Consider the following 25,922-nt stretch of genomic DNA (forward strand, 5'->3'; position numbering starts at 1 on the left):
GACTTATAAATAATCGTTTTCACACAACTGCCAGCACAAAAATAAGCAGGCGCCTGCCTGCTAATAATTTTCCCTGAACGTTTCAAGCAGCTCAGTAAAATTCTGATCTGTAACACCCTCATACTGTGTCAGCTGCTTTAATTCCGGAAAAGCATCCATATGATGAAAGAAAAATTGAGTGAACAGCAAGAAAACAAATTGCACAAAAATTAACTTTAGAATAATCCTCTCCACCGTTTTCATCATTGCCATCTCTCCAACTGGTAATATAAGAATAAGCCAATAGACTTCACCATCTATTATGAGAGATGATTATAAAAAATATTCCTTCATTTATATTTCCAGGCCTTTTTTCTTCATGGCCAATTGCCTATCGAAACAAAAGCGCAGAAGCAATTGCCTGTCCTGGGGGCTTGTCTCCATAAACTGAACAGAAATAAGCGATTTTCCATTTTGGGGTTCAGAAACTCTGATTACTTTACTTTTAAGCTGCAAATAATAATTATCTCCGTTTTGCATAGCTAATACGAAATAAGTATGTATTTGCATATTCGCTTTTAAAGAGCTGCTCGTTTGTGCGATAATTGCAGCTCCGCCCGCACTAATATCATCCGTAACGGATACAAAAGGAATAAACTCATTACTTTCCGGGTGGATAGCAACATCAACAGGTGTTTCAACCCGGACAAACTGACGCCGCTGAATTTTCACCAAATGTTCGTCCCCCGGATATGATAAAATCATCATCGGGATCTTCAGCTTAACTCTTCCCTTAACTTCGCTTTCGAAAAGATATACCGTCCCATCTTCAGCCAAAAAGGTTGCCTTCAGCTGAGTCCCATCGAGCAGGAAAGCAGTTTTATTCGTTTCCTGATTTATTGGATAATCAATATATAGATTATTTCCTTCTCTTTCAGCAAGCTTGCATTTATATTTCTCGGATTTTTCCGAGTATGTTAATTCCAGCAGCAATGTCTCTCCAATATTTATCACACTGACACACTTCCCATTATTAAAAGGATAATCTTGTCATTTAATTATGACCGGTATAAAAGAATCCTGCAATAGCATTTTTGAAAGATTCGGGCAAAAAGACCCAAATAGTATTTAAAGCAAAAAAAAGAAAGCCTATCCGGCTTTCTCTACAGTACATCTTCAAATACTGGTTCAGCATTTTTTAGCTTTTCTACTTTTTCTTCCTGTCCTGTTTCTGAGTTTATATAGATTCTGTAGGTATCTTCACCCAATGTGCCTAGAAATTCATAACAGGAAACTTCCTGATTTAAATCATTAATGATTATTGCCCGTCTGTCTTCCATGACTTTCAGCTGTGGATTCACCTTGGCTCTTGCCTCTTCTGCAGTAATTGCAGGCTCAGGAATTTCTCTCTGGTGATGAGCTTTTAAATAATCCTCAGCTGAAAAGGCTGCCATTCTGCCATTGTCAAGCGCAACTTTCACACGAATGGAGTCCGGATAAATTCTTACGCCATCCTGATTGGACACAAAGGTAAATACCCCTAAATTGTCATACTGGGCACTCTCAAATAAATCAAGGTCCTTAAAGCCATTGTCTTTCAGAAATTTAACCGCATTATTGCTTGCTTCATTAAGGCTTACTTTTTGTTTCGCCACTTCCCGATCCAGTATAAACCAGATTGGATAACCGCCTTTCTTAGTGATATCCATGTTTGCTTCTTCTTTTGTTTTTTTATTTTGAATACTGACACTATAAAACCCGTAATCAGATCCTTTGCCGTTTTCCGTCACTCTGATATTCACATTATTTCCTAGCCTTGCATATTGCTGACTTATTCGTGCAGCTTCTTCTTCTGTTATTTCTTTGCCCTTAAGATATTTGTAATTTTCATCCTTCCTCTGCATATTTACAAATGCAGGCCCAAAGTCAGTCTCTCCATAGCCTTCAACCGTTTTTTCCACTGTCTTAAATCCATCTATGATTGTATTATCTGCAGCTTCCTCATTGGAAGCGAGCGCCATTTCTACATCCATCCACCGTAAGTTCTTTTCAAGCACCATATGCTGAACTTTGCGCAAATCCTGCTGAACATCTGCCGACTGTTTATAGAGCTGCTTTAGCGTTTGATATTCCTTATCCGATAAAGGTTCCTTCTCCAAATCCCTTACGGCTGTCCGATAACTGAAATCTCCGATATTGGATAGAAACTCTTCTGTTTTATTGAAAGGAAGAAGCGAGAGAGGCAGCTGGCCAACATCTGAGTGAGCTTCTGAAGTCAATCTCCATACTTCTGCCAATTCAGGTGATAGAGAAGCTCTCGAATTCATCGCTAAGGTTGTTCCGATTTTGTCATGCAATAGGTCAATTTGGTAAGTTAAATCATGAAATGCCCTTTGATAATTATTTTCGGCATTAATTAGGATTGCATTTTTCTCCCGGTGTTCCTGATAGCCCCAAAACGCTGTACCGGCAACACCCAGTGCAAGTACGCCTATGAGAATTCCTCTAAGCATGATCATTCACCCCTCTATTTACAGAATATATGTTTTCCAATCTGCTTGATTTGCGGCCGTGTCCAAATCCATCCGCTTGTAGCTGTATCCGGATTAAAGTAATACAGTGCCTCGCCTGTGGGATCCCATCCATTGATGGCATCAAGGACAGCTTTTTTTGCCGTATCATTCGGCGTTAACCATATCTGTCCATCGGCAACGGCAGTAAAAGCACGAGGCTCAAATATAACACCAGATACAGTGTTTGGAAATGAAGCACTGTCTACACGGTTTAAGATTACTGCGGCAACTGCCACCTGGCCTGTGTACGGTTCCCCTCTTGATTCTCCATAAACAGCATTGGCCATCAGCTGGATATCATTTTCTGAGAATCCGTTAGGCACATTTGCAGCAGTTGGCTTTTTAGGAGCTTCCTGCTGCTGTGCCGTTCCCCCGGAAGATCCACCTTGCTGTGGCTTAGTCTGCTTTTCAGTGTCCACCCCGCCATAATGGGTAAATTTATTGCCTTTATTGATTTGTTCTTTCACATACTGCTCGTTATATTTGGATGCTTTCACAAGCTTGTTTTTTGTTTCCTGGCCAGCAAGCCCGTCTATCGGAAGTCCGAATTCATATTGAAAATTCCTAAGCGCCCAATAGGTTCCCCACCCAAAAACTCCATCGATTTTCCCATTGTAAAATCCTAAATACTGCAGGCGGGACTGAAGCTCGATTACATCATCTCCCACTGCTCCGTGCTGGATAACCTGGTTCGAAAAGGCATTAGCTTTGTCCATATTTCCGCTCAATGGAATTCCCAGAACACAAAGGGAGATTATGAGTAGAACCTTTCCTGCCAAAAAATTCTTTTTCATGGATTTTAACCTCCAAAAGTCAATCTTTTTTCATTGACCCTATTTTTTGTAGTCCTTGGCTTTTTATTCAATAACTTGTGTCTTTTTACTTTAGGTTGGTTTTAGGCATAATAAAAAACCCTCCATCAGGAATGGAGAGTTTTCTGTATATCAAATTGATTATTCATGTGGTTTACGCTATGTGCCCTTGCTTTTTTGACTTTTCTTAAGCCCAGCCACCAAAGGAAAATCATAAATGGAAACATGATAAAAATCCAATGTTTTAGGGAAATCAGGATGTAGTCGTAAATACCGTGAAGGAGAAAAGGTATAAAGAGCGAGAAGGCTATCCATTTTTTTGTCGAGGTTGCCGAGAATTTTCCTTTTCCTATATAATAGCCCATGATAACACCAAAGAGAGCATGACTGGAAACTGGAAGCAAGGCCCTTCCAAGAGCGTGTTCCACACCGAGCGCGACGAGATAGAAGATATTTTCTGCAGTGGCAAAGCCAAGTGACACAGAAGCACCATACACAATTCCATCATATGGTTCATCAAATGTTATATGCTGATAAATAGTATAAAATAATATAAACCATTTAAAGAATTCTTCCAGCAGGCTTGAGGACAGAAATGCATCCATCAAACTAGACTGAAGCGCCCCTTCAGTCTCTAAAACATACTGGATAAACATGATGGGGAACACGAGCAAAGCACCAAACAAAAAAGTTTTAAAAACCATTGATATGGGTTCAGACTCATATTGATCTTTTAAATAAAAATAGCTTAATAGTGCCAACCCCGGCGCGATGCCAGCGGATAATATTCCCAGCATGAGCTGCCCTCTTTTCAATCTGTTTTCTTAATCGTATCATGATATAGAAAGAATTAAAATGATTATTCAAATATTGGAAAACAAATATTTCGCATCATATTTTAATTCAAACCTAAAATTGGGGGATTAACATGGAGAAAAAAAAGATACTTGTTATACACACCGGAGGCACCATTTCAATGAGTGAGGATGCAGCAACTGGTGCTGTTAAGCCGACAGACAATAATCCATTAACTGAAAAAACAAAGGAACTGCTTTCCCTTGCAGAATTACTGGTTGAAGAGCCTTTTCATCTCCCTTCACCGCATATAACACCGAGAGAAATGCTTAAATTGAAGGAAATCATTGAAAAAAGCCTGGCAAAGGAAGAGATTAGCGGCGTAGTAATTACCCATGGGACAGATACATTAGAAGAGACAGCCTATTTCCTGGATCTGACTGTAAAAACATCCCTTCCCATCGTTGTTACAGGTGCTATGAGATCAAGTAATGAAATCGGCTCTGACGGACTATATAACCTAATGTCCTCCATTCGCGTAGCTGCATGCGAAGAAGCAAAAGACAAAGGGGTTCTGGTCGTTTTAAATGATGAAATTCATACTGCGGAGAATGTGACAAAGACACACACAAGCAATGTATCTACTTTCCAAAGCCCGCAGTATGGACCAATTGGAATAGTGACAAAGAGAGGTGTATTATTCCATAACACGCCCACAAATAGAGAATATTATCCTTTAGATGCTATTGTAAAAAAAGTCACACTTATTAAAGCATTTGCCGGAATGGATTCTTCTCTGCTTTATGCGATAGGTGATTTAGATTTTGACGGAGTTGTGATTGAAGCACTTGGACAAGGTAATTTGCCTCCAGCCACAATCGAAGGCATTAAAGCTCTTACAGAAAAGAACATTCCGATTGTATTGGTTTCCCGATGTTTCAATGGAATTGCTCAAGATGTATATGGCTATGACGGAGGCGGAAAACACCTAAAGGACATGGGTGTTATTTTCTCGAATGGACTAAACGGGCAAAAAGCAAGAATTAAACTGCTAATCGGACTGGAAACCCAGCAAAATATCGAAGAGATTTTTCAAATATAAAAATCCAATAACAAAGGCTGATCACATGGGATCAGCCTTTGTTATTGCCACTCTCTTTTTCAATTATAGCTTTGGCTATTTGTCCGCCATGGAATCTGCCATTTTCAATAAAAATTTCGTTGGCATTATTTCCGGCAGCTATCACACCCGCAATAAATATTCCAGGAACGTTCGTTTCCATCGTTTCAGGATTAAATTGAGGGCGGCCTGTTTCTTCATTTATTTGAATTCCCATACTCCTTAAAAATTCATGGTCAGGATGGTAGCCGGTCATGGCAAATACAAAATCGTTCTCAATGTCGAATTGCTGGCCATCTGCCATGTAGGTCAGCTTATTTTCACTGATTTCTTTCACATGTGCATTAAATTCCATTTTGATGACGCCATTTCTGACTAAAGACTCAAACTCAGGTAGGATCCATGGCTTTATGCTTGGTGAATATTCTGTTCCGCGATAGATCACCGTAACTCTGGCTCCTGCTTTAACCAGTTCGATCGCAGCATCGACGCTTGAGTTTTTCCCGCCAATTACCGTTACGTCTTTATCAAAATAAGGGTGGGCTTCTTTGAAATAGTGAAAAACCTTTGGCAGGTCCTCTCCTGGAACTCCCATGTAATTTGGATGGTCGTAATACCCTGTAGCAATTATAACGTTATTGGCGGTATAAACACCCTTATCTGTTTGTACTTCAAATATCTCAGATTGATTTTTAATTACTTTGAGAACTTTTTCAAAGGCATTAATCTTAATGCCCTTTCTTTTCACTACTTCCCGGTAATAAGTTAGCGCCTGGTTTCTCTTAGGCTTGTAATTTTCCGTTATGAAGGGGACCCCGCCGATTTCGAGCTTTTCGCTTGTGCTGAAGAAGGTTTGGTGTGTGGGGTAGTGGTAGATTGCGTTTACAATATTGCCTTTTTCAATAACAAGCGGGTTTCTCCCGGCTTCCTGAAGGGCAATGGCAGCTGCCAATCCGCAGGGGCCTCCGCCAACAATAATAGCGTCTATATTCAAGATTCTCACTCCTTAATCAATACCAATGAAAAAAAGTTTCAAGTTGCTTTTTATAAAAAAACTCCCATCAGTTTATGATAGGAGATTTTTTATGTTTATTCAAATGTCTTACATTTATCGATGGAGATTTACAGTTAGATCCATCCGCGGAATCTTGAAGCTTCCGCCATTTTTCTCACACCTACCATATAGGCAGCCAGACGCATGTCTACACGGCGGGTTTGCGATGTCTGATAAATATTATCGAATGATTTAACCATGACTTTTTCAAGCTTTTCTTCTACTTCTTCTTCAGTCCAGTAATATCCCTGGTTATTTTGTACCCATTCGAAATATGAAACTGTTACACCGCCGGCAGAAGCCAGTACATCAGGGACAAGCAGTATCCCTCGCTCAGAAAGGATTCGTGTAGCTTCCAAAGTAGTTGGGCCGTTAGCCGCCTCCACTACAATGCCCGCTCTTATATTATGTGCATTGTCTTCTGTTATCTGATTTTCGATGGCCGCAGGAACAAGAATATCGCAATCAAGTTCAAGCAGCTCTTTATTTGTAATTGTATCATTAAACAATTTTGTCACAGTGCCAAAGCTATCACGGCGATCCAAGAGGTAATCGATATCAAGGCCTTCCGGATCATATAAACCGCCATATGCATCTGAAATCCCAACAACCTTTGCACCGGCATCATGCATAAACTTTGAGAGGAAACTTCCAGCGTTCCCGAATCCCTGAACAACAACTCTTGCACCTTCCAGATTAATGCCCTTTTTCTTGGCAGCTTCCCGGATGCAAATTGTAACCCCTTTAGCTGTTGCTGATTCCCGTCCATGTGAACCGCCAAGTACAAGTGGTTTACCTGTAATGAAGCCTGGAGAGTTAAATTCATCAATCCGGCTGTATTCATCCATCATCCATGCCATGATCTGCGAATTGGTAAATACATCAGGTGCAGGAATATCCTTAGTCGGCCCCACAATTTGACTGATTGCCCGTACATACCCGCGGCTTAGCCGCTCTAACTCACCGAAGGACATATCGCGAGGGTCACAAACGATTCCGCCTTTACCTCCGCCATATGGAAGATCCACAATTCCGCATTTTAAGCTCATCCAAATTGACAGTGCCTTTACTTCCTTTTCAGTTACATTCGGGTGAAAACGAATACCGCCTTTAGTAGGACCCACTGCATCATTATGCTGGGCCCGGTAGCCAGTAAAGACTTTTACTGTTCCGTCATCCATCCGTACAGGAATTTTCACTGTCATCATGCGAATTGGCTCTTTTAGAAGCTCATATACCTCATCAGAATATCCCAGCTTCCCTAAAGCCTTATGTATGACAGTTTGAGTCGACTTTAAGACGTCCAATTTTTCAGCTTTATTTGAATCAGTACCTTTCTCGGCTACCATTTGTAAACCTCCTAGAAAAATCACTTTCATTAGTTGTCCGCTTCCATGGATTAGTATACACCTTTGCCTAATTTATGCAAGAAGAATAATGTACTTTTCCGCATTTTTTAATATTTTTATGAAACCGCTCTCAGCCTTGGTATTAAAGGGAATTTTCTGTTTACTCCTAGTACCCGTTTTCCCGTTTAAGCCTAAAAGAAACATCCCATTTCCTTCTTTACTGTATATTTAAAAACTTTTCCATTTTTATGCTATTATTGCAGCTGATTAACTATACTTGTTTTACCCAATTTTTATATAGTTCATGACCATTTAATCCAAATTCACTGCATTTCGCTGTTATCATCCTGCCTGCTAATTTCTGCAACCTGCAAAAAAAGAGACTGCCTTTGTTCAAAAAAAAAAGAGGATCTCCCCCTCTTCCGCCTTATGAAAAGTATTCAACCAGCTTTTTTACAGCATTGGACTCGATAAGTACTTTCCCATATTCCTGAATAACATGTATGCTGGTAAAGGCTGAATCACCGTACTCAGCTAATATGGCAATAACTCTATGAATGTCTTCCCCCGCTAAATCTGTAACATGATAATAATACATTTCTTTATAACAATAGAGGCTTCCTTGCTCAATCTGCACACGATTCAGCTCTTTAGCCATTTGAATTACATCTTCAAAATCCTGGAACTCGAATAATATATCTTCACTGCCCTCAACAGTTACTTGCATTTCAATAAAACCATCCTCAAGGAGCTCTTCATCCATCTGCTCCTCCATTGTAACGATCATAACCATTCCCTGAGCCTGCATGGAGAATATCTCCACAGCAACTGAGCCTTGAATGTCTACTCCAAATTCTTCACTTGCCTCTTCCAGCATCTCATGAAAAAGCTGATGCCATTTTAGAGAATCCTTCCAGACATCTTCCTTAGTCAGTCCCCTATCATTTAAGTCATCTAATGTTAGAAAGATTTTGATTTTATTATAATTCAAACGTTCTAAGCGCATAATAAGCCCCCTGCCCTGAACCAACTCTTTGGTTTAGTGTATGAAACATTGCTCAGTTTGTGAGTCGTCTTATTTTGTATGACTTAAAAAAAGAAAAGACCCGGCAATTAACCGCCAGATCTATGTTATAGGAGCCGTTCTCTAATCCATTCTTCCCATTCATGTGTGGAACCGCCGGGAATAAACTGTTCATACTTCATTTTTTCTTCATTACTAAGGGTATCAATGCCGAATCCCCCAATGCCTACATGCAGTTTCCTATAAGTATCTGCAAGTCTCTCTGAAAGTTTTAGGGTTTCAGGTACGTTGGACTTCATCGTACAGGATAAGAATACAAACTTTGGTTTAACAATATTAATCACAGTATCAATATCTTCTTCAGCGATGCTTGTCCCAAGGTAAACGACTTCAAATCCCCTTCTGCGCAGAAATAAAGTAAAAATTAAAAGCCCTAATTCATGAGCTTCTCCAGGTCCGCAGACTGCTATCACCTTTGGCAGGACTCCGTTATGCGGAAAAGAATGCAGAATCATCCCAATTCTGGATCTTAATATGGATGAGGCAAAATGCTCATGTGCACTTGTTATTTTCCCCTCTTCCCACAGAAGTCCGATTTTCACAAGAAGAGAGCCTAATATATCAATTAGGACTTTATCTATGGTATAAAAACTGAAAGCCTGATTAATTAAATCATGTGCTTTTGATTCATTAAACTGAAGAAGAGCTTCAAGCAGCTCATTGGCGAGGGCACCAGACCGATCACCTTCCTTATCCATCTGAAGCGGTTCGGCATTTAATTCCTTATTTTCCAGAAGGGAAACAGCCTGGCTTATGGAAAAACCCTGATCCACTTTCCTGATCAGCCATTTTAACACTTTGATATGTTCTTCTGTATATAGCCTGTGGCCTGATTCATTTCTCTTAGGAGCAACGATTTGATACCGTCTTTCCCATGCTCTTAACGTTCCTGGCTGAATGCCGAGCATCTTAGATACAGCCTTAATATTATACTTTCCTTCTTCTGTTGCCATGCCCAGCCCTCCATTCATTACTAATTATAAAAAACCGCCGCTAGAACTGTAAAATCTGGGTGTGTTTTATTTTCAGCCTTTACTAAGAGTAATGAAATGAGTTTCCGGCTTTGCCCCCAGCCGCAATGGCACACCGGTCGTACCGTAGCCGTTGCTGATCAGAATTGTTGTTTGCGGCAGTACTTTTATCTGCCCCTTCTCATATGGGCTAAGCCCGAAAATATGAATTTGCCCGCCATGCGTGTGTCCGCTTAAGACCAGGTGAATATTTTGTTCTTTTTTTATACTGTTAATGATTCTTGGATCATGGCTGACCAGCACCCGAAATCCTCCTGAACCCGCATCCTTAAGTGCGAGGTCGAGCCGATCTCTATCCTTGCTGAGATCATCTGTCCCCATCAAAATAAAACGTTCTCCTTCATTTGATTCAAAGGAAAGGGCAGTATTATCAAGAATTTTTACTCCGCATTCGAGGAGCAGGGCATCGAGCTGGTGATAATCCACTTCATAGTCATTATTCCCCCAAACGAAATAGACGGGCCCGCATTCCTTTAACCCCATTAGGTTTTTCTTTACTCTTTCAAAAGGGACTCCTTTTTCCAAGAGATCGCCGCCGATGATGACCAAGTCAGGCTTCTTCTCTTTAATCTCCCCGATTATCGTTTCTGACACCGTCCTCTTATGAATATCCGAAATAAAAAAAAGCTTTACTTCACCGAAGCTTTCCGGAAATTCAGGAAAAGAAAGCTCTTTATATATAATTCTATCTGCAAATGCCTCCCTAAGCATAAACATTAGTAAACACACACCGCCAATTAAGGCCAAAGCTATTAAGTATATCATAAATCCTCCTGCCATCAATCGCCTTCAATCAGTCTTCGGCAAGATTGATTTTCTTGAAATCTAAAGAAATAATACCATAAATTACTGAAAAACAGAAAAGGGCGAATGCTTCCCATGGCGAAAGGACTGACAAAACAAAAAAGCCTCCAATAAGCAATAAACTCAGAACAGCCCCAAATAAAGCATCAATATGTTTTAATGACCTTATATTTCTTAAAAGCCTGGCAGTCCACTCGATTATACTTCTAATGATCTCTGCGTTGGCTATAAAGGCAATAAGGAAAAAAGTCATTCCCAGGACGAAGCCCACCGGCTCCAGTACAAAAATGACAATCATATCCGAGATGCCCATTGGAATAGACACCGGAAAAAATTTAATAAATAAAATGCCGCTAATAAAGCCTGTCATTAGCTTCAGCAAAATAAAAAACACTAAAAATCCCTCCCATACAAAGTGTATGAGAAGGATTTATTTTGTTGACTATATTTACATTAATCCTCTGTTATATCCAGAACACGGAAACCGGATTTTTCAAGCCGGCTGATGAACTTTTCCATATTATTATTTTTTTCCACCTTCATCACGATGCGGCGGACCAGTTTGTCTGTTTCATCAAAGGTTACAAGGGAAATGATGTGCTCATGGAAATAATGGGCGATTTCGGCTAAACGTGCTATTCGCCCTTCCGCTTCTACAGAAGTAAACGCAATCCTGACACCGGATTTATTGGTGCCGAAGGCGGATTGGAATTGAGCGAGGACATCAAAGCGAGTAACAATGCCCAGAAATTTACGATTATCGCCCAAAACAGCGAGTAAAGGGAAATCCTTTAAATCCAGGAGCGTTTTTTCAAAAATCTCATTTCCTTTTAAATATTGCTCCTGATGTGTGGCAATATCCTTTACCAATGTCCCTTCAAGAAAATCTTCCTTTGATTTCCCTGACAAAAAGAAGTTCTCATATATTCCATATCTCGTAATTATGCCGGCATATTGGTCGCCATCCAATACAGGAAGCCCGTCGATCTGGTGGTCCTCCAGCAAAGCCAGAGCGTCTTTCAATGCTGCATCCTGTCCGATTGTATAACAGGTATGTTTGGGGATCATGATACTTTTCACAAACATTGCCATCACCTCAGAGTAATATTAATTAGACCTAACATTTAATTTCGCCATCACCTCAACTTTCCCCTCTTTTTATTAGAGTAAACAATCATAAAAACACTGCACTTTTCATAAGTTTCAATGACGCATAAAAAGGAGGGATTATGAATGAATACACTCCGTAAAACCTGGCACCCATATGTAAGCCCCTTTGACCCTTGCACTCCGATAAAGGTCAAAACCTATTCCACTCCTCCAAATCTATATATGGGATTTCAGCCGCCAGGACTCGAACAATTTACACCAATGGAGGCTTTAAGAGCAGGAACGCTTTGGAAGGCTTTCTATGATCCATGGTACAGTCCCTATGAAAAAGCCAGGGAGGGACAATAGCCATGAAACAATTGCCGGCAGATTACTATCAGCTTCTTGAACAGCTTCAGGCTGTGGATTTTGTCCTTGTTGAACTGACTCTATACCTTGACACTCATAACAATGATACTGAAGCCATTAAGCAATTCAATCACTATGCAAAGGAACGAAAAAAACTGAGAAATGCCATTGAAAGCAAGTATGGTCCATTAATGCAATTTGGACACAGCTATTCCGGTCAGCCATGGAACTGGGATGATGCCCCATGGCCTTGGCAAGTATAAATTTGGTTTACAGGCGCCTTCTTGCATGAAGGCGCTCAATAGATTAGCGGACTTCCGAAGGGGGCTGAGAAAAAATGTGGGTTTATGAAAAGAAGCTGCAATATCCGGTGAGGGTAAGCACATGCAATCCCAAACTGGCAAAGTATCTAATTGAACAATATGGGGGAGCGGACGGTGAACTTGCTGCTGCCCTAAGATATTTGAATCAGCGCTATACCATTCCGGATAAGGTCATCGGACTTCTTACAGATATCGGAACTGAGGAGTTTGCCCACCTGGAAATGATTGCAACAATGGTTTACAAATTAACAAAGGATGCTACGCCTGATCAAATGATAGCTGCCGGTCTCGACGCCCATTATGCCAACCATGATAATGCTCTGTTTTATAATAATGCTGCAGGTGTGCCTTGGACAGCTTCTTATATTCAGGCAAAGGGCGACCCTATAGCAGACTTATACGAAGACATCGCTGCAGAAGAGAAAGCCCGGGCAACCTATCAGTGGATTATTAATATGAGTGATGACCCGGATTTAAATGACGGACTCCGGTTTTTAAGAGAAAGAGAGATTATCCATTCCCAGCGCTTCAGAGAAGCCGTGGAAATTCTTAAGGAAGAACGCGATAAAAAGAAATTCTTTTAAAACTATACTTAACAAAAAAGAAGCAGACGGGCTGCTTCTTTTTCCATTTACTGTGTGTCATTTATTCTCATGATAAAGATTTATATCATAATTTTTTTTCATCATTTCGAAAACGGTATGGCGATTTTTCCATTCATCTTCTTTTTTCCAAAGGTCTTTGCTCTTATCAATTATTTCACACCTTAGGGCATGATATTCTTTTTCTGCTTTCTCCCTTTTTTCCCTCAGAAGATTCATAAGTCCATAAAGGCCAACCGTAAAAACAAGCAAATAGAAATTAGCTGACTGATTGACAAAAGCCGAAAACATGGATGCAAACGAGTAAGAGTAAGGCTGCATGACACTCTTATAAATATAAAAAAAGAATAAAAAAGAAATAAAAACAGTCGCCCACATGGCAATTAAATGCCAGGACTTGAATCGATCAAATTTTTGCTTTCTCTCTACTACTTTCTCAAGCATTTTTCTTGTAGCCTGGTCTGTACGTTCGTCAAGCATTCTAATCGGCGATTCCAAAACTCTCCCTCCCTTTCTCAATAATGTATGAGCTTGTACATTATTATATGACTAAGAAGGAGAGGCGGCTGCCGCACCTGTTTTCGATCCTTTTATTGTTCAAGCGGAATCTTTAATACCTGGCCCGTTTGTATCTCATTCGACGGCAAATTGTTGGCTTGCTTTATTTTTTCAATTCCCGACTGGGATTTATAATAGGTCATGGCAATTCTAAAAATTGTTTCCTTTGGTTTAACCGTATGGTAAACAACTTTGCCTTCCTTTTTTAATTCTTCCTGTTCCTGTGTCCCGGCTGTTTTGGAAGAGTCTGTGGTTTCAGGAGCTGTTTGCTGGGCTTGCTTTTTGGGTTCAGCTCTTTTATCTTCTATATCAGTCTTTTGAGGGGACTGTTTTTCCTGCCGGACTTTGGCATCTTCTTTTTCTTGAACGCCCTCAGCTTTTTCAGGTTTCTCAGGTTCCTGGGATTCCGGCTCTTCTCTTACTTCTATAGTTGTCCCTTTATCTTCATCATTTGTGGCAAAAACGACCGTTTCAGAACCGGTTTCCTCAATTTCTGCATTTAACCCGGCATTGATGCTTTTATCACTACTTACATATTGATAAATACTGAAAATGGTGATAGGCAGAAGGATAAAGAATAAAGCAAGCAGGCGAATAACAGGGTATTTAATCTTCCATTTACTCTTTTTTCTTTTTTCCTGATGAACACGGCTCCGTGGCGGCAAGGCGGATTTTTGCCCTCTATTTTCCGTTTCCTGTTTTCGGTCAATCTTCTTACGGAGTCTTTCAGCTTGATCTCTATAAGGGTCTTCTTTATTCATGTTTCATCCCTTTCTGTAATAAAAAAATCATAAGAAGTATATTTTGATACTGCTGTTAATTATCGTTAATTACATTCTCCTCTTCCGCTTTCCTTTTAGATTTTACCAGGTAACGTTTTCGAATAAGAATACCAAGAAGAAAGTCAATCAGAAAATGCATAACAATCGTAACAAGCAAATTATTGGTTATATGATAAATATAACCTATTAAAAAGCTTAATGTAATAATATTTACAAACAAAAACCAATTAAAAAGATATCGGTAATGAACAAGCGCAAAAATAAGACTTGAGATAGCAAGGCCGAAATGAGTCTGAATGACACCCCTGAATAGAAGTTCTTCACTAAAAGCCACCACTGCAGCTATAAAAGCAATATGGAGAAAACTGCGATTTTGAAAGATTTTCTCATTTAATCCTCCATCATCATACAAATTTTCTGGAAGAACCTTCATCAAGACGATATCAATCAGGACAACTGCCGCTCCTGCCGCCGCTCCAATTACAAGAACATTTATATCATTGAATACAAAAAGAGCTTGGAATTCCTCAAAACTATTAAACAATATTATACTTAGAATCAAAGAAATGGATAAAATAAGCACCTGTGTAAGATAAAGATGAAATAATAGTTCCTTGTCTGTCAATTCCTTAATGATGTCCGCGTATCTTTTTCTCATTTTGGTTCACTCACTTGGAATCAGGAGGTATTCTAAATGATTTTTCCAATCATACAGCGGGCTTTCCTGATTATCTGAATTTGTATTTCTTGTGAAATTTTCAAATTGCAAACCGCAAATATCGCAGCAGGATTGGACGGAGGCATTTTTTTCCTCATCAAAGTAGGAAAGTATATTCTCTCTCCGACATGTCTTCTTGTGTATCCACTTATATACTTCCTCAATGCTAACCCTTTTCAATTTGATTCTGCCTTCGTAATACACTTTCATCTCCTGCAGAATCCTTCTGTAATCGAGTCCAGATTTGCTTTTCCGCTCAAAAAAGTCATTAAATATTCTCCACTGAACATCGGTTAAACCGGAACGCTGCTTAATTTGCTCTTCAAATGGTCCAATATTCAGGATCGCATTTGGGTTTTCTTCTACCCATTCCCTGATCCAATCAATTTGTGCTTTGTCAGGCAATTCACTTTCTGCAAGCTGTATGGGAAGCTGCTCATCACCCGGTGCATAGAGCATGATGGCTATACTTTGATTTCCATCTCTCCCTGCCCTCCCAATTTCCTGCAGGTAGGATTCAATCTGAAGAGGCATATGAAAGTGTATTACATACCTGATATTATCTTTATTAATCCCCATGCCAAAGGCGCTTGTAGCACAAATAAGATCGAGCTGCCCATGAATAAATTGCTGCTGCACAAGGATGCGGCTTTCCTGGTCCATTCCCCCATGGTAAGCCATCACTCTTTTGGCTCCTTTGTCCCTAAGCAGATCAGCTGTCTGTTCCGCCATTTTTTTGCTGGAAAAATAAATAATTCCAGGACCCTGAAGGATTTCAGCAAGCTCCACAAGTCTATCTGTTTTTTTACGGAAATTATCTAACTTTTCTACAGATAATGCAATATTAGGTCGGTCAACGGAGTAAATAAATTCGCTGCAGTCCAGTATGCCAAGTGACTTTTTTATATCTGCTTTAACGTCAGGGGTAGCTGTAGCAGTTAAAGCCAGTGTAACCGGGTTCCCGATAATTTTTCTGACTTCGCCAAGCTTTAAATAATCGGGCCTGAAATCATATCCCCATTGGGAGATACAATGAGCTTCATCCACAACAAATAAAGCAATGCGCAATTTCTTCAGCTGAGATAGTACTGATTCATAATAAAGCATTTCAGGTGAAATAAAGATAAACTTATATTGATTCAGATGAATCAATGCCTGTTTTTTCTCTGCACGGGTTAAAAAAGAATTGAATGCAATCACCTTTTTTTCCCCATTCATCATAAGCTGTTCAGCCTGATCCTGCATCAGGGACAGCAAAGGAGATATAATAATCACCTGGCCTTCAATCATATATCCCGGCAGCTGATAACAGAGGGATTTTCCTGTACCTGTAGGCAGCATGGCAACAGTATTTCTCCCTGAAAGCACAGATTCAATGATCTCCTTTTGTCCAGGTCTGAAGGAAGGATAGCCAAATTTGCTCTGCAATACCGCTTCTAATCTCATTGTCCCTCTCCAAGCTTTGCCATGACTAATCTGATTTCAAAATAATCGGATTCCGGCACCATTTGACGTATTTGCTTTAATTGCAATGAATCTGCACTGTTCGCTGCTTGAAGAATCAATTTCTGCTTCTTCTCCGATACATAGCGCGTGATATTAAAGCCGCTGTCATTTAACGCTACCTCCACCACATGATCCTCAATTGTGCTTTTTTTCAAGTTTCTCGTTTTCGCTATAACATCCAAATCCAGTCCCTGTTTTAGAAGTGTGTAAGTTCTTTGGGCCGACAACGTTAGCTGAACTTCATTTCCTGCCCCGCTCACTAATTTATCGATAAGCGGATATTCAGCAGCATTTTCTCTTACGCTTGCAAGAATATGATGAATGGCTCCAAGGAACTGATGGTGGTAATAATCCTGCCTGATTCCCAGCTGTTCTGAAGCCTGAACAGCAGTGAGGCCAATACGGTTATAGCCCGTCAGCCTCAATGTCAGCACAGCAGGATTAATATCACTTAGTCTTTCGAGGCACTGGCAAAGTTCCCTGTTCAGCACACCCCCTACTTCCTCGCGGGCAAATCCAGATGTTCTCAAAAAATTTTTCAGCCATTCATGAACATCTCTTTTTCTTTGAATAGGGAGGTATTTTACATTGTTATTATTTAAATGTGATATAACCTGAATTAAAAGAGTAATCCTCTCCCAAAACAAGTCACCTGCACTATGATACAGCCATCCGTTTAATGAAGACGGTATTGGACATTCTAAAAGAGACCTTTCCAGCTTTTCCTTACCCACTGCAGTCAAAATGTAATGCTTTTCATCAGTTGCAGTCATCCAGCTGCTGCTTACAATTTCTTGTGCAAGATGATCCAGAGCATCCCGGCTTAAACTTCCAAATGTTCGAAAAAGCGGGGTTAGTTGAAATAAATGAGCATCTTGGATGGTTTGGGAAGACTTTTTTCCATTCAGCAAATGCAAAATGGAATATATAGTTCTTTGTCCCTGTAATTCTTTAATACAGTACATTATTACAGTTTTCAAATAAGATCTTTCCATTTTTTTCACCTTACGGCCAAAGATTTTTTTCTTGTTTTAATAAGCTTGTTCTCCTTCTTCCATTTTATCATGAAAGAAATCGGCAGGCCGTTTTTATTATTTTTTTAGAGGGTAAATTATGCCTAAACCCTTATGTGATAAGCATTCTCAGTACATTTTCTATTGAAAAGTTGAACATTCAGTTTTACAATAGATGTGAGGAATGTGTTACCATCATCTTGATGGACGATTAATTGTTTAAATCTTGGGAGGTTTTTTTCATGGCAAAGTATACAATTGTTGACAAAGAAACATGTATTGCATGTGGAGCTTGCGGCGCAGCTGCACCGGACATTTATGATTATGATGATGAAGGCATCGCATTCGTTACCCTTGATGATAACCAGGGTATCGTTGAGATTCCAGATGTATTAGTTGATGATATGATGGATGCATTCGAGGGCTGCCCAACCGATTCAATCAAAGTAGCTGATGATGCTTTTGATGGCGATCCGCTGAAATACGAATAATCCTTCAACCATACTTTATCCTTTGTTAAGCTGCTGCTCCCTTTCGTCATGAAAGGGAGTTTTTTATGTTAACTTTTAACAAGCTTGCATGGAGTGAACAGAAAAAGCAGCGGCACACATTTGCCGCTGCTTTAAATTTATATATTAATTATGCTGCGCTTTTGATAACAGCCTGCTTTTCCACCCAAGTTCTCATGCGTGTAAAAATAAGCATGAAAACAATTGAAATGATTAAACCTTTTAAAATATTGAATGGCAATATCCCTGTCACAATCATTGTTCTCATTTCAGGTGCTGACATTGCAGGGAAGTTAAGGAAGAATGTATATGCCGGCAGAATTACAAGGTAATTAAGCACACTCATTATGACAGCCATAACCATGGTGCCGATTACAAGCCCAAACGTCATGCCCTTTTTTGTTTTCAGCTTGCTGTACACATAATAAGTCGGCAGGACGAACAAAATGCCTGCGGCAAAGTTTGCAATATGCCCAACAGGTACTCCTGTTGCACTCCCTGTCATGAAGTAATCAAGAATATTCTTTATAAGTTCCACTAAAATCCCTGCTGCTGGACCAAAGATTAACGCTGCGATTAATGCAGGAATATCGCTGAAGTCAATCATCAGAAATTGCGGAAACGGCGGGATTGGGAAATTGAGCAGCATTAATACGTAAGAGATGCTGCTTAGCATTCCGATGGCAACCATAGTTTTGATATTAAGTTTTTTCAAGTTCCTCTCTCCTTTTTAGGACTATCTCTCCTAAAGAAGAAAGGTTCAGCAAAGCAAATGTCTTCACAATAAATAACCCTCAAGCTAATATAACTTGAGGGAGAGTTGCAAAGGCACGCTTAATAACGTTCAAAACCTGCATTTTTTGAACGTCTGCAGAACCTCCATCTTCTCCCATCCAGACTGTACTGTCGGCTTTGGAATCGCACCAAATCCTGCCCAAATTAACCGCAAAGCTTTTTATTCAAAAACTCTGCTCTCAGGCTCGCGGGCTTAGAGTCAAGAATGACCCGTCACCGCCGGTCGGGAATTTCACCCTGCCCCGAAGATAGACCGTATTTATTTATACAGATTAATTATACTGAAAAAAAGTTATTCTGTGAAGGGATATGTTTACCTGTCAGGTTTAGATCCATGCCAATACCCTTTCAGTTTTTTTAGATAAAAAAAAAAGATGGCAAATAGCCATCCTTTATATATTATCCAAGCGGATATTCCTTTCTTTCTCCTTTTGAGAAGGTCATGATGGACTTATACCCCACTTCTTTTGCAAGATCAATTGCCTTTTCAAAATCTGCACCTACATGTTCAGGAAAGTGCGCATCAGACGATAGAACAATCGGGATATTTTTTTCATGGCATTTCTGAAGAAGCCGTTTGTCCGGGTATAGTTCCCCCACTGGTTTTCGCAGACCAGCCGTGCTGATTTCAACACATGTCTTGGATTCTGCCAGCGCATTGGCTGCACGATCATATTGCTCCAGCAAAAATTCTTCGTCCTGTGGAACATATTTAAAAATTTTCACGAGGTCTAAATGGCCAACAATATCGAATAAATTTGACTGAGCCAGAGTGACCACCTGATCAAAATACTTTCGATATACATCATATAGATCCCGTTTATCCCATTCTTTTCTAAATTCAGCCAGGTCTATACCGAAATCTCCAATCCAATGAATGGATCCGATTACATAGTCAAAAGAATAACTATTGATAAACTTCTCCATTTCACCATGTTTGCCGGGTGTGTAGTCCATTTCGATCGACATCTTCACATCTATGTCATTGCTCCAAGCTTCATGAAAAACATTCACATAGTCTTTCATATCATAAAAGCGCCTTTCGTTTACCCATGGATTCTGCAGGATGTCTGCTGTCTGGTAGAAATGATATGCATGCTCTGAAATTCCAAAAGATTCAATCCCTTTTTGAACTGCAGCATCTGTGAATTTCTTTAAATAATCCAGGCTCAACGTGCCATTTTCGAGATGATTATGATAGTCTGTAAGCATTTCTAAACTCCCCCAGTTTTTTTCCCCATTATACTTTAAGGGAGTAAAGCGGTGCAATCATTTCTCTTCTATTTTTTGCGAATGATTAGAATTTGTCCAATTTTTATAATATCTGAATCTGCATTATTTAAGTCTTTGATTGCTTCTGCTGTTGTATCATGCATTTTTGCTATAGAAGATAGAGTATCTCCCTGTTTAACAGTGTATTCTATAGATTTCTCGAGCTTTATCAATAGCTTTTGACCTGAAAAAATGTTATCAGGATTAATATTATTTAAATCCGCAATATCCCCGGCCTGCAGATTATAGTGTGCAGCAATAGACCATAATGTTTCCCCTGTTTTAACTATATGGTAAGTTTCCTCGGAATCATTTTTTATTTTCCCTGACTCAAAATTAGACGGCCGTGCTGAAACTTCACGCGCATTTTCATCTTTAATCACTGCATTTACAGCTTGTCCAACTTCTCCTATCCCAAATGCAACAGAGGGATCAACCGCATTTATTTTATCAGCTGTCCATGCCTGTGTATGTATTTCAAAATGGAGATGCACCCCTGAGGAGTCACCCGTGCTTCCCATCAGTCCGATTTTCTGTCCCTGCACAACATTTTCACCTTCAGCAGAAAAGCGTTTATCCAGATGGGCGTATACTGTTTCAGTTTGGTTGTTATGTTTAATGAATATCACGTTCCCGTATGTTTGGGAATAATAAGACCTCGATACAAATCCTGCGTCAACAGAATAAACAGGAGACCCGGAATCTCCAGCTATATCGATGCCTTTATGCTGCCCTTCCCTTGTCCCAAACGTATCTGTAATTACACCATCTGCAGGCCATACCCAATGCTCTGTCAGTTCCGAAATTTTTGGCTCGGCAGCTTTAGAATGCTTCCCTCCCAGAAATAACAGACTCACACAAAGAGCCATTATTCCTGCGATAAAGAAACGTCTTATGTAATCCTTCATTCTTTTCCTCCTATATTGTCAGCTGAAATATCCGTACGAGTGCCTGTCATTGACCGCACTCTCTTTCACCCTATGACAGCTTGTACTCTTTTAGAACAATTAACAATAAAGCTCTTAAAAGCACAGTTATTAGTATACTTCCAGCAGCATGGTTTTTATGCAGACCTGAGGGTTTTTTTATTCCTAAAAAAAGAAAGGCAGCCACATGGGCCGCCTCTCTAATTTGGCAAATCTCGTTTATTAGCTGCTACTGGTACCTTTAATTCTTCAGTAAGGTCAAACTTGCCGATTTTATCAACATCTGCATTTTCCAATTTAACCGTGTCAAAATCAAAGTCTTTTGCCGTCAGAAGTATTGCTTCAATCGCATGAAGTGTTGATTTATCATCTATTATTTCTGATTCATTATTAAAACGGATTAAGAGTTTCCCATCCTGTATTTCTTCTGTTTCAAAATCAATGTCTTCTGGTATAGATGCCTGTAAATTATTTTCAGTCCGGTTTTGCTTCATGGCTATTAGAGCCTCTTTTATAGAATTGAGCTGTTCTCTCAGCGGGACCAGGAATGGTGTTGAATCTGCGCCATTTGGATATAAGAAATAATAAATTAAGTTACCATTGCTATTTTCCGGGATAAATTCCTCTCTATATCCATAATGGCTAAAGTCAATGCCGATTTCCCCTTCAGTCATGAGGTTAATCTTTTCTATATCAAGATTATTCATTATATTGGCCAAGACCTTCTCTAAAAGTAATTCTGTCGTGGAAGATATACTATATGGATGATCCGCTGGCACATCAACAGTTAACATTTTATTTCCCTGATCATAGGTGAAATTTGCTTTCAAAGGATAGTAATCATCTAAACCCCATTCAACTTCGGTAAGCCTGCTCATCGTGTCTTCAAATTGTTCAAATTTCGTCCTGGCAGGGTCTTCATCAATTAAAACACTGACGGGTACAATATTTTGCGCATCCTTATCCGGAATCGCATAAGTCAGTACCTCTTTCCCTGCCAAGTCTTCTTCATAAACGGCAGTAGGGCTTGATTCTGATACAACTGTCTTCTCGCTTATCTCATCATTTGTTTCCGCTTCCGGCTCAGTGGACAGCTGTGCCTGGTCCTGTTCTTCTGAGCCTTTCTCTTGAGCATTTAATTCAGAGTCTTCCTCTCTTGCTTCCAGAATAGTGTTATTTTCACTTGTTATTTGTTCAGATGATGTTGATCGGTCCGCTTTCAATTCGACCTGCTTATCGGCAGACTCCTGCCAGCTCATAAGGTTTGGGACGAGAATAAAAAGCAGGAGCAAGGCAGCAGCCGCTGCGATAGATGGCAGGATCCACGTTCTGTTTTTTTGCTTTCCCATCTTAATTTCGATGGCTTGATAAATGTCTTTCGGATCACGATCATCTTTAATTTTAGGCATCTGGCTCAGCAATTCCTGAAGCTGCTCATCGCTCCACTTTGATTCCTTCATTATCCATTCCCTCCTTCACCTTAAAATCTTCCATATGTTTTTTAAGCACCTTTAAAGCACGATGCTGGGTTGTTTTAACCTTGCTTTCGGTCCAGCCTAGTGAATCAGCTGTTTCAGTAATGCTGAGTTCATGTATATATCTCATAATTATGACAAGCCTCTGGTCAATGGTGCATAAATCCAGACAGCGATAGATCAGCTGAATTTCTTCTCTTTGCAAGGCAATTTCTTCAGGCAAGGGGAGCTCATCCTTTACCTGCTGAGTTGACCAGTCAAATTTCTCCATAATCCTTTGCTTCCAGCCCTTTTGCTTGCGAAAGGAATCTATGGCAACATTCCGCGCAATTGAAAAGAGCCATGTTTTTTCGCTACTTTTCCCTTCAAACCTTTCATATGATTTTAATACTCTTATATAGACTTCCTGGACTAAATCCTCAGCCAGTTCCTTGTTTTTGACCATATAAAAAAGAAATTGAAAAACGTCATGATGGTATTTTTTATAAAGTTCATCAAAAACGGAGTCCATGGATTCCCCTCCCCGTTCAATAAAATAGTCGTTCTCTCTCTAAAAAAAGTTACAGTTTAACTATATTATTATTTTGCAGAAAAGCGCAAGAGCCTGTTTGGGTGCAGGATTACTCCCTTGCCTTCAAAAACGCCCGGCCTATTGCTTAGAACTATATATTTCAAAAAAATAGGGAAGGAAATTTTATGCATCTCCTTCCCTAAGCCTATAATTAATTGTTTCCCGTGTATCAAGAACAATCGTCACATTTCTCGCCTTTATCCTTCATTTCGAGGGATAAAGATTGAAAATGTCGTACCATGTCCGGTCTTGCTTTGAACGGTAATATGGCCTTTATGAGCTTCAATTATATTTTTTGCAATTGCAAGGCCAAGGCCAGTTCCAGATCGGCCCCTCGTTCTTGCTTTGTCCGCTTTGTAAAAGCGTTCAAATACAAACGGCAGGTCTTCTTCGGGAATCCCTGAGCCAGAATCTTTCACTTCAATAAACAGTCCCCGTTCATCACTTCGTTCGATCACTTTTACCTCTCCATTCTGAGGTGTATGCCGGATGGCATTATCAATCAGATTGGTCATGACCTGTTCAATTCTGTCCGGATCAATTTGAATAGGGACACCCTTGCTTTGCAGATCATGTTCCAGACTAATTTCCTTCTCTTTTGCCAGCCCCTGAAACTTCCTGATAATTCTTTGCAGATAGGAATTCACTTCAGTTTCTTCCATTGTCAGCTGAATATGTCCGGCTTCCATTCTGGCAAGATCCAGCAATTCATTCACAAGCCTGCCCATTCTCAGGGATTCATCATAAATGACACTTGCCATCTCTTTTTTCTCTTCGTCCGTTCCGGCAATATCATCGACAATCGCTTCACTATACCCCTGCATCATAGAAATTGGCGTCCTTAATTCATGAGAAACATTCGCTATAAAATCATTCCGGAGCTTATCAAGCTTACGCTCCTCCGTCATGTCCCTGATAACCGCAACCGCTCCTCTTATATATTTATTATTATAAAGAGGGCTGACGATTATCACCCAGGAACGCCCTTGTATAGAGATTTCGCCAATCTGCTCCTTCTCGGTATTTACAGCAAGCTGGAAGAGCTCCATGACTTTGGATGGCACTTCCTCTGTATTATTCTCAATGTCATCCAGTTCATAAAACCAGCTTTGCAAAAATCGCTCTGCAGGAGGATTGGTGATCAGGATCGTGCCATCCCGGTTGAAGGTGATTACCCCATCAGCCATCCCGCTTAGAATGCTTGCCAGCTGTTCTTTTTCCTGGCTTAGAGCATTCATATTGAATTTCAGCTGTCTGCCCATTTGATTAAAAGCCATGGCTAATTCGCCAACCTCATCATTAGTTAGAATCGGAACCTTTGTATCAAATTTACCTCTTGCTACCTCAAAAGCAGCTTCTTTCATTTTTCTAAGCGGAGCATTAATTCTTGTCGATAAGAAAAAAGCAAAGATGGTTGTTAAAATGATGGCAACTCCTGCTGCCAGCAAAATGAACTTAGTCGTTGAACGCAGTGTTTCATGCATGACTTCAATGGACTGATAAATAAAGACTGCCCCATTGCTGCTGTCACCTTCAAGAGGGACCCCAATTATAAGAATCTTGCTGTCGTCATCTGCGGCTAGGTCTGTATACTCAGGATTAACGGATGTTACTTTTTTTACAGTCTTATCTTCCGTGAGAACTTCTTTTAAATCATCTTCCTCGGTGAGGTAGGAGATAGGGAGTTTTAATGAACCTGTATGGTTTGGAGAATAGTAGTACTCATTCGGCGAGTTAATAATGACTACTTTTGTAACATCGTCGACAAGTTCCCAGGAAATCTCCAAACCGACTTCACGGTTATGCTCTTTTAAAATTCTGGTTATTTTATGGGCGGTATTCGATAATCCTTTTTCTGTTTCATTTATATGGTAATTCTCAAAAAACTCAAGCAGCATGACTGTTAATATAAGCAGTACAAAGGAAACTAATAAAAGAATTGTGCCCCATAGCTTACCTGCAACACTCCTAAAGAGCATCATTCATTGATAACCTCGAACTTGTAGCCCACTCCCCAAACAGTGACAATCATTCTGGCAGCCTGCTCAGAAACTTTATTTAATTTTTCACGCAAGCGCTTCACATGTGTATCGACTGTTCTTAAATCTCCGAAAAATTCATAGTGCCACACTTCCTTAAGCAGCTGCTCCCTGTCAAAAACCTTATCCGGCGCCTTTGCCAGGAAATAGAGAAGTTCATATTCCTTTGGAGTTAAACTGACTTCTTTCCCATCAGCCAACACTTTGTGAGCATCATTATCGATCGTTAGATGAGGAAAAACGATTACATCTTTTGCTGTTGTTTCTGTTTGAAGGTAGGTAGTTTTAGAAGACCTGCGCAATAATGCCTTCACGCGCAGCACAACTTCCCTTGGGCTGAAAGGCTTTACAATGTAATCATCAGTGCCCACTTCAAACCCCTGTACGCGGTTAACTTCTTCCCCTTTGGCTGTCAGCATGATCACAGGAGTCGCTTTTTTCTCTCTCAGCTCTCTGCATACTTCAATGCCGTCTTTGCCGGGCATCATTAAATCCAAAAGGATGACATCGTAATCATTTGCCAGAGCTTTTGACAAAGCCTGGTTTCCATTTTCCGCTTCATCAATGGAATAATTTTCACGCTCAAGGTACATCTTTAATAAACGGCGGATTCTTTCTTCATCATCCACTAGTAAAATTTTTACTTGGTTTTCCATTTTTCAAATCCCCCTAACGTTCAATAAAAATAAATAAAGCTTTAATTAAAGCCTTCACTGTTGTGAAGTGAAGGCTTGTATGATTAATTTCAGTATTTTTATCTTTGAATTTTGAGAA

Annotated in this window: 29 protein-coding genes and 1 riboswitch; of the genes, 5 read left to right on the plus strand and 24 right to left on the minus strand. The window is 39.9% G+C overall.

Annotation, left to right across the window (positions count from 1 at the left end):
• Window positions 1-60: 60 nt before the first annotated feature.
• The 5 genes from IRB79_RS20855 to prsW form a co-directional block, all read right to left on the minus strand.
• On the minus strand, window positions 61-246 hold the full coding sequence (locus IRB79_RS20855; protein ID WP_431833396.1) for a YpfB family protein: 186 nt from the start codon (window positions 244-246) through the stop codon (window positions 61-63).
• A gap of 87 nt (window positions 247-333) precedes the next feature.
• Complete coding sequence (locus tag IRB79_RS20860; protein ID WP_243504649.1) at window positions 334-993, minus strand: flagellar brake protein; 660 nt, start codon at window positions 991-993, stop codon at window positions 334-336.
• A gap of 149 nt (window positions 994-1,142) precedes the next feature.
• Window positions 1,143-2,492 carry a germination protein YpeB gene (gene ypeB, locus IRB79_RS20865; protein WP_243504650.1) on the minus strand — a complete coding sequence of 450 codons (1,350 nt, stop codon included), beginning with the start codon at window positions 2,490-2,492 and terminating at the stop codon, window positions 1,143-1,145.
• Between the two features lie 14 nt (window positions 2,493-2,506).
• Window positions 2,507-3,346, minus strand: a complete 840-nt coding sequence (sleB, locus tag IRB79_RS20870) for a spore cortex-lytic enzyme (RefSeq protein WP_221878220.1) — start codon at window positions 3,344-3,346, stop codon at window positions 2,507-2,509.
• A gap of 125 nt (window positions 3,347-3,471) precedes the next feature.
• Window positions 3,472-4,161 carry a glutamic-type intramembrane protease PrsW gene (prsW, locus tag IRB79_RS20875; RefSeq protein ID WP_243504653.1) on the minus strand — a complete coding sequence of 230 codons (690 nt, stop codon included), beginning with the start codon at window positions 4,159-4,161 and terminating at the stop codon, window positions 3,472-3,474.
• A 131-nt stretch (window positions 4,162-4,292) separates the two neighbouring features.
• Between prsW and IRB79_RS20880 the strand changes: the two genes are divergently transcribed.
• Window positions 4,293-5,261 (plus strand): asparaginase, encoded by a 969-nt coding sequence (locus IRB79_RS20880; protein ID WP_221878222.1) that lies wholly within the window; start codon window positions 4,293-4,295, stop codon window positions 5,259-5,261.
• 31 nt (window positions 5,262-5,292) lie between these two features.
• Here the strand turns inward: IRB79_RS20880 and IRB79_RS20885 are convergent, their stop codons facing one another.
• From IRB79_RS20885 to IRB79_RS20915, 7 genes are all read right to left on the minus strand, one after another.
• Window positions 5,293-6,273 (minus strand): YpdA family putative bacillithiol disulfide reductase, encoded by a 981-nt coding sequence (locus IRB79_RS20885; RefSeq protein ID WP_431833397.1) that lies wholly within the window; start codon window positions 6,271-6,273, stop codon window positions 5,293-5,295.
• Window positions 6,274-6,407: 134 nt separating this feature from the next.
• Window positions 6,408-7,682, minus strand: a complete 1,275-nt coding sequence (locus IRB79_RS20890) for a Glu/Leu/Phe/Val family dehydrogenase (protein ID WP_221878223.1) — start codon at window positions 7,680-7,682, stop codon at window positions 6,408-6,410.
• 427 nt (window positions 7,683-8,109) lie between these two features.
• The gene (locus IRB79_RS20895; protein ID WP_243504654.1) at window positions 8,110-8,688 is read right to left on the minus strand and encodes a genetic competence negative regulator; all 579 of its coding nucleotides are present in this window, start codon (window positions 8,686-8,688) and stop codon (window positions 8,110-8,112) included.
• Between the two features lie 125 nt (window positions 8,689-8,813).
• A complete protein-coding gene (locus IRB79_RS20900) occupies window positions 8,814-9,719 on the minus strand; it encodes a MerR family transcriptional regulator (protein ID WP_243504657.1) in 906 nt (301 codons plus the stop codon).
• A gap of 72 nt (window positions 9,720-9,791) precedes the next feature.
• Entirely contained in the window at window positions 9,792-10,562 is a 771-nt protein-coding gene (locus IRB79_RS20905) for a metallophosphoesterase (protein ID WP_243504660.1), read from the minus strand.
• Between the two features lie 28 nt (window positions 10,563-10,590).
• Entirely contained in the window at window positions 10,591-10,995 is a 405-nt protein-coding gene (locus IRB79_RS20910) for a hypothetical protein (RefSeq protein WP_243504662.1), read from the minus strand.
• A gap of 59 nt (window positions 10,996-11,054) precedes the next feature.
• Entirely contained in the window at window positions 11,055-11,687 is a 633-nt protein-coding gene (locus IRB79_RS20915; RefSeq protein WP_243504663.1) for a CBS domain-containing protein, read from the minus strand.
• Window positions 11,688-11,834: 147 nt separating this feature from the next.
• On the opposite strand from IRB79_RS20915, the gene IRB79_RS20920 reads away from it, so the two are divergent.
• The 3 genes from IRB79_RS20920 (at window position 11,835) to IRB79_RS20930 (ending at window position 12,966) form a co-directional block, all read left to right on the plus strand.
• Window positions 11,835-12,059 (plus strand): spore coat associated protein CotJA, encoded by a 225-nt coding sequence (locus tag IRB79_RS20920; RefSeq protein ID WP_019380371.1) that lies wholly within the window; start codon window positions 11,835-11,837, stop codon window positions 12,057-12,059.
• Window positions 12,060-12,061: 2 nt separating this feature from the next.
• Complete coding sequence (locus IRB79_RS20925) at window positions 12,062-12,322, plus strand: spore coat protein CotJB (RefSeq protein WP_217026216.1); 261 nt, start codon at window positions 12,062-12,064, stop codon at window positions 12,320-12,322.
• A 74-nt stretch (window positions 12,323-12,396) separates the two neighbouring features.
• Entirely contained in the window at window positions 12,397-12,966 is a 570-nt protein-coding gene (locus tag IRB79_RS20930) for a manganese catalase family protein (protein WP_221878230.1), read from the plus strand.
• Window positions 12,967-13,023: 57 nt separating this feature from the next.
• Here the strand turns inward: IRB79_RS20930 and IRB79_RS20935 are convergent, their stop codons facing one another.
• The 5 genes from IRB79_RS20935 to IRB79_RS20955 form a co-directional block, all read right to left on the minus strand.
• Entirely contained in the window at window positions 13,024-13,482 is a 459-nt protein-coding gene (locus IRB79_RS20935) for a YpbF family protein (RefSeq protein WP_221878231.1), read from the minus strand.
• Window positions 13,483-13,574: 92 nt separating this feature from the next.
• A complete protein-coding gene (locus tag IRB79_RS20940; RefSeq protein ID WP_243504667.1) occupies window positions 13,575-14,303 on the minus strand; it encodes a LysM peptidoglycan-binding domain-containing protein in 729 nt (242 codons plus the stop codon).
• 55 nt (window positions 14,304-14,358) lie between these two features.
• A complete protein-coding gene (locus IRB79_RS20945) occupies window positions 14,359-14,982 on the minus strand; it encodes a CPBP family intramembrane glutamic endopeptidase (protein WP_243504669.1) in 624 nt (207 codons plus the stop codon).
• Window positions 14,983-14,988: 6 nt separating this feature from the next.
• Complete coding sequence (locus tag IRB79_RS20950) at window positions 14,989-16,488, minus strand: RecQ family ATP-dependent DNA helicase (RefSeq protein WP_243504671.1); 1,500 nt, start codon at window positions 16,486-16,488, stop codon at window positions 14,989-14,991.
• Window positions 16,485-17,543, minus strand: a complete 1,059-nt coding sequence (locus IRB79_RS20955) for a YpbB family protein (protein ID WP_243504673.1) — start codon at window positions 17,541-17,543, stop codon at window positions 16,485-16,487. The genes IRB79_RS20950 and IRB79_RS20955 overlap by 4 nt, the downstream gene beginning before the upstream one ends.
• Window positions 17,544-17,803: 260 nt before the next feature.
• On the opposite strand from IRB79_RS20955, the gene IRB79_RS20960 reads away from it, so the two are divergent.
• Entirely contained in the window at window positions 17,804-18,052 is a 249-nt protein-coding gene (locus tag IRB79_RS20960; protein ID WP_009332793.1) for a ferredoxin, read from the plus strand.
• Between the two features lie 148 nt (window positions 18,053-18,200).
• Here IRB79_RS20960 and IRB79_RS20965 read toward each other — a convergent pair whose 3' ends face one another.
• The 7 genes from IRB79_RS20965 to IRB79_RS20995 form a co-directional block, all read right to left on the minus strand.
• A complete protein-coding gene (locus IRB79_RS20965) occupies window positions 18,201-18,785 on the minus strand; it encodes an ECF transporter S component (RefSeq protein ID WP_264738432.1) in 585 nt (194 codons plus the stop codon).
• 162 nt (window positions 18,786-18,947) lie between these two features.
• A riboswitch (FMN riboswitch) is annotated at window positions 18,948-19,119 on the minus strand.
• Window positions 19,120-19,264: 145 nt separating this feature from the next.
• Window positions 19,265-20,077, minus strand: coding sequence for a histidinol-phosphatase (locus tag IRB79_RS20970; protein WP_243504675.1), 813 nt, complete (start codon window positions 20,075-20,077; stop codon window positions 19,265-19,267).
• A 68-nt stretch (window positions 20,078-20,145) separates the two neighbouring features.
• The gene (locus tag IRB79_RS20975) at window positions 20,146-21,045 is read right to left on the minus strand and encodes a LysM peptidoglycan-binding domain-containing protein (RefSeq protein ID WP_243504677.1); all 900 of its coding nucleotides are present in this window, start codon (window positions 21,043-21,045) and stop codon (window positions 20,146-20,148) included.
• Window positions 21,046-21,263: 218 nt separating this feature from the next.
• On the minus strand, window positions 21,264-22,523 hold the full coding sequence (locus IRB79_RS20980; RefSeq protein WP_243504679.1) for a hypothetical protein: 1,260 nt from the start codon (window positions 22,521-22,523) through the stop codon (window positions 21,264-21,266).
• The gene (gene sigX, locus IRB79_RS20985) at window positions 22,498-23,049 is read right to left on the minus strand and encodes an RNA polymerase sigma factor SigX (RefSeq protein ID WP_206838287.1); all 552 of its coding nucleotides are present in this window, start codon (window positions 23,047-23,049) and stop codon (window positions 22,498-22,500) included. Before sigX ends, IRB79_RS20980 begins: the two co-directional genes overlap by 26 nt.
• Window positions 23,050-23,306: 257 nt before the next feature.
• Entirely contained in the window at window positions 23,307-25,091 is a 1,785-nt protein-coding gene (locus tag IRB79_RS20990; RefSeq protein ID WP_243504680.1) for an ATP-binding protein, read from the minus strand.
• A complete protein-coding gene (locus tag IRB79_RS20995; RefSeq protein ID WP_019380359.1) occupies window positions 25,088-25,804 on the minus strand; it encodes a response regulator transcription factor in 717 nt (238 codons plus the stop codon). Before IRB79_RS20995 ends, IRB79_RS20990 begins: the two co-directional genes overlap by 4 nt.
• Window positions 25,805-25,922: the final 118 nt, after the last annotated feature.

The organism is Cytobacillus oceanisediminis (genome assembly GCF_022811925.1).
Classification (GTDB): Bacteria; Bacillota; Bacilli; order Bacillales; family Cytobacillaceae; genus Cytobacillus; species Cytobacillus oceanisediminis_D.

Excerpts from the sequence above, each read along its gene's own strand:
- IRB79_RS20855 (WP_431833396.1), bottom strand. The coding sequence starts at position 246 with ATGATGAAAACGGTGGAGAGGATTATTCTAAAGTTAATTTTTGTGCAA.
- IRB79_RS20895 (WP_243504654.1), bottom strand. The coding sequence starts at position 8,688 with ATGCGCTTAGAACGTTTGAATTATAATAAAATCAAAATCTTTCTAACA.
- IRB79_RS20945 (WP_243504669.1), bottom strand. The coding sequence starts at position 14,982 with ATGAGAAAAAGATACGCGGACATCATTAAGGAATTGACAGACAAGGAA.
- IRB79_RS20905 (WP_243504660.1), bottom strand. The coding sequence starts at position 10,562 with ATGATATACTTAATAGCTTTGGCCTTAATTGGCGGTGTGTGTTTACTA.
- IRB79_RS20990 (WP_243504680.1), bottom strand. The coding sequence starts at position 25,091 with ATGATGCTCTTTAGGAGTGTTGCAGGTAAGCTATGGGGCACAATTCTT.
- ypeB (WP_243504650.1), bottom strand. The coding sequence starts at position 2,492 with ATGCTTAGAGGAATTCTCATAGGCGTACTTGCACTGGGTGTTGCCGGT.
- sigX (WP_206838287.1), bottom strand. The coding sequence starts at position 23,049 with ATGGACTCCGTTTTTGATGAACTTTATAAAAAATACCATCATGACGTT.
- IRB79_RS20925 (WP_217026216.1), top strand. The coding sequence starts at position 12,062 with ATGAAACAATTGCCGGCAGATTACTATCAGCTTCTTGAACAGCTTCAG.
- IRB79_RS20920 (WP_019380371.1), top strand. The coding sequence starts at position 11,835 with ATGAATACACTCCGTAAAACCTGGCACCCATATGTAAGCCCCTTTGAC.
- IRB79_RS20940 (WP_243504667.1), bottom strand. The coding sequence starts at position 14,303 with ATGAATAAAGAAGACCCTTATAGAGATCAAGCTGAAAGACTCCGTAAG.
- IRB79_RS20880 (WP_221878222.1), top strand. The coding sequence starts at position 4,293 with ATGGAGAAAAAAAAGATACTTGTTATACACACCGGAGGCACCATTTCA.
- prsW (WP_243504653.1), bottom strand. The coding sequence starts at position 4,161 with ATGCTGGGAATATTATCCGCTGGCATCGCGCCGGGGTTGGCACTATTA.
- IRB79_RS20915 (WP_243504663.1), bottom strand. The coding sequence starts at position 11,687 with ATGTTTGTGAAAAGTATCATGATCCCCAAACATACCTGTTATACAATC.
- IRB79_RS20930 (WP_221878230.1), top strand. The coding sequence starts at position 12,397 with ATGTGGGTTTATGAAAAGAAGCTGCAATATCCGGTGAGGGTAAGCACA.
- IRB79_RS20975 (WP_243504677.1), bottom strand. The coding sequence starts at position 21,045 with ATGAAGGATTACATAAGACGTTTCTTTATCGCAGGAATAATGGCTCTT.
- IRB79_RS20900 (WP_243504657.1), bottom strand. The coding sequence starts at position 9,719 with ATGGCAACAGAAGAAGGAAAGTATAATATTAAGGCTGTATCTAAGATG.
- IRB79_RS20955 (WP_243504673.1), bottom strand. The coding sequence starts at position 17,543 with ATGGAAAGATCTTATTTGAAAACTGTAATAATGTACTGTATTAAAGAA.
- IRB79_RS20950 (WP_243504671.1), bottom strand. The coding sequence starts at position 16,488 with ATGAGATTAGAAGCGGTATTGCAGAGCAAATTTGGCTATCCTTCCTTC.
- IRB79_RS20970 (WP_243504675.1), bottom strand. The coding sequence starts at position 20,077 with ATGCTTACAGACTATCATAATCATCTCGAAAATGGCACGTTGAGCCTG.
- sleB (WP_221878220.1), bottom strand. The coding sequence starts at position 3,346 with ATGAAAAAGAATTTTTTGGCAGGAAAGGTTCTACTCATAATCTCCCTT.
- IRB79_RS20960 (WP_009332793.1), top strand. The coding sequence starts at position 17,804 with ATGGCAAAGTATACAATTGTTGACAAAGAAACATGTATTGCATGTGGA.
- IRB79_RS20995 (WP_019380359.1), bottom strand. The coding sequence starts at position 25,804 with ATGGAAAACCAAGTAAAAATTTTACTAGTGGATGATGAAGAAAGAATC.
- IRB79_RS20890 (WP_221878223.1), bottom strand. The coding sequence starts at position 7,682 with ATGGTAGCCGAGAAAGGTACTGATTCAAATAAAGCTGAAAAATTGGAC.
- IRB79_RS20980 (WP_243504679.1), bottom strand. The coding sequence starts at position 22,523 with ATGAAGGAATCAAAGTGGAGCGATGAGCAGCTTCAGGAATTGCTGAGC.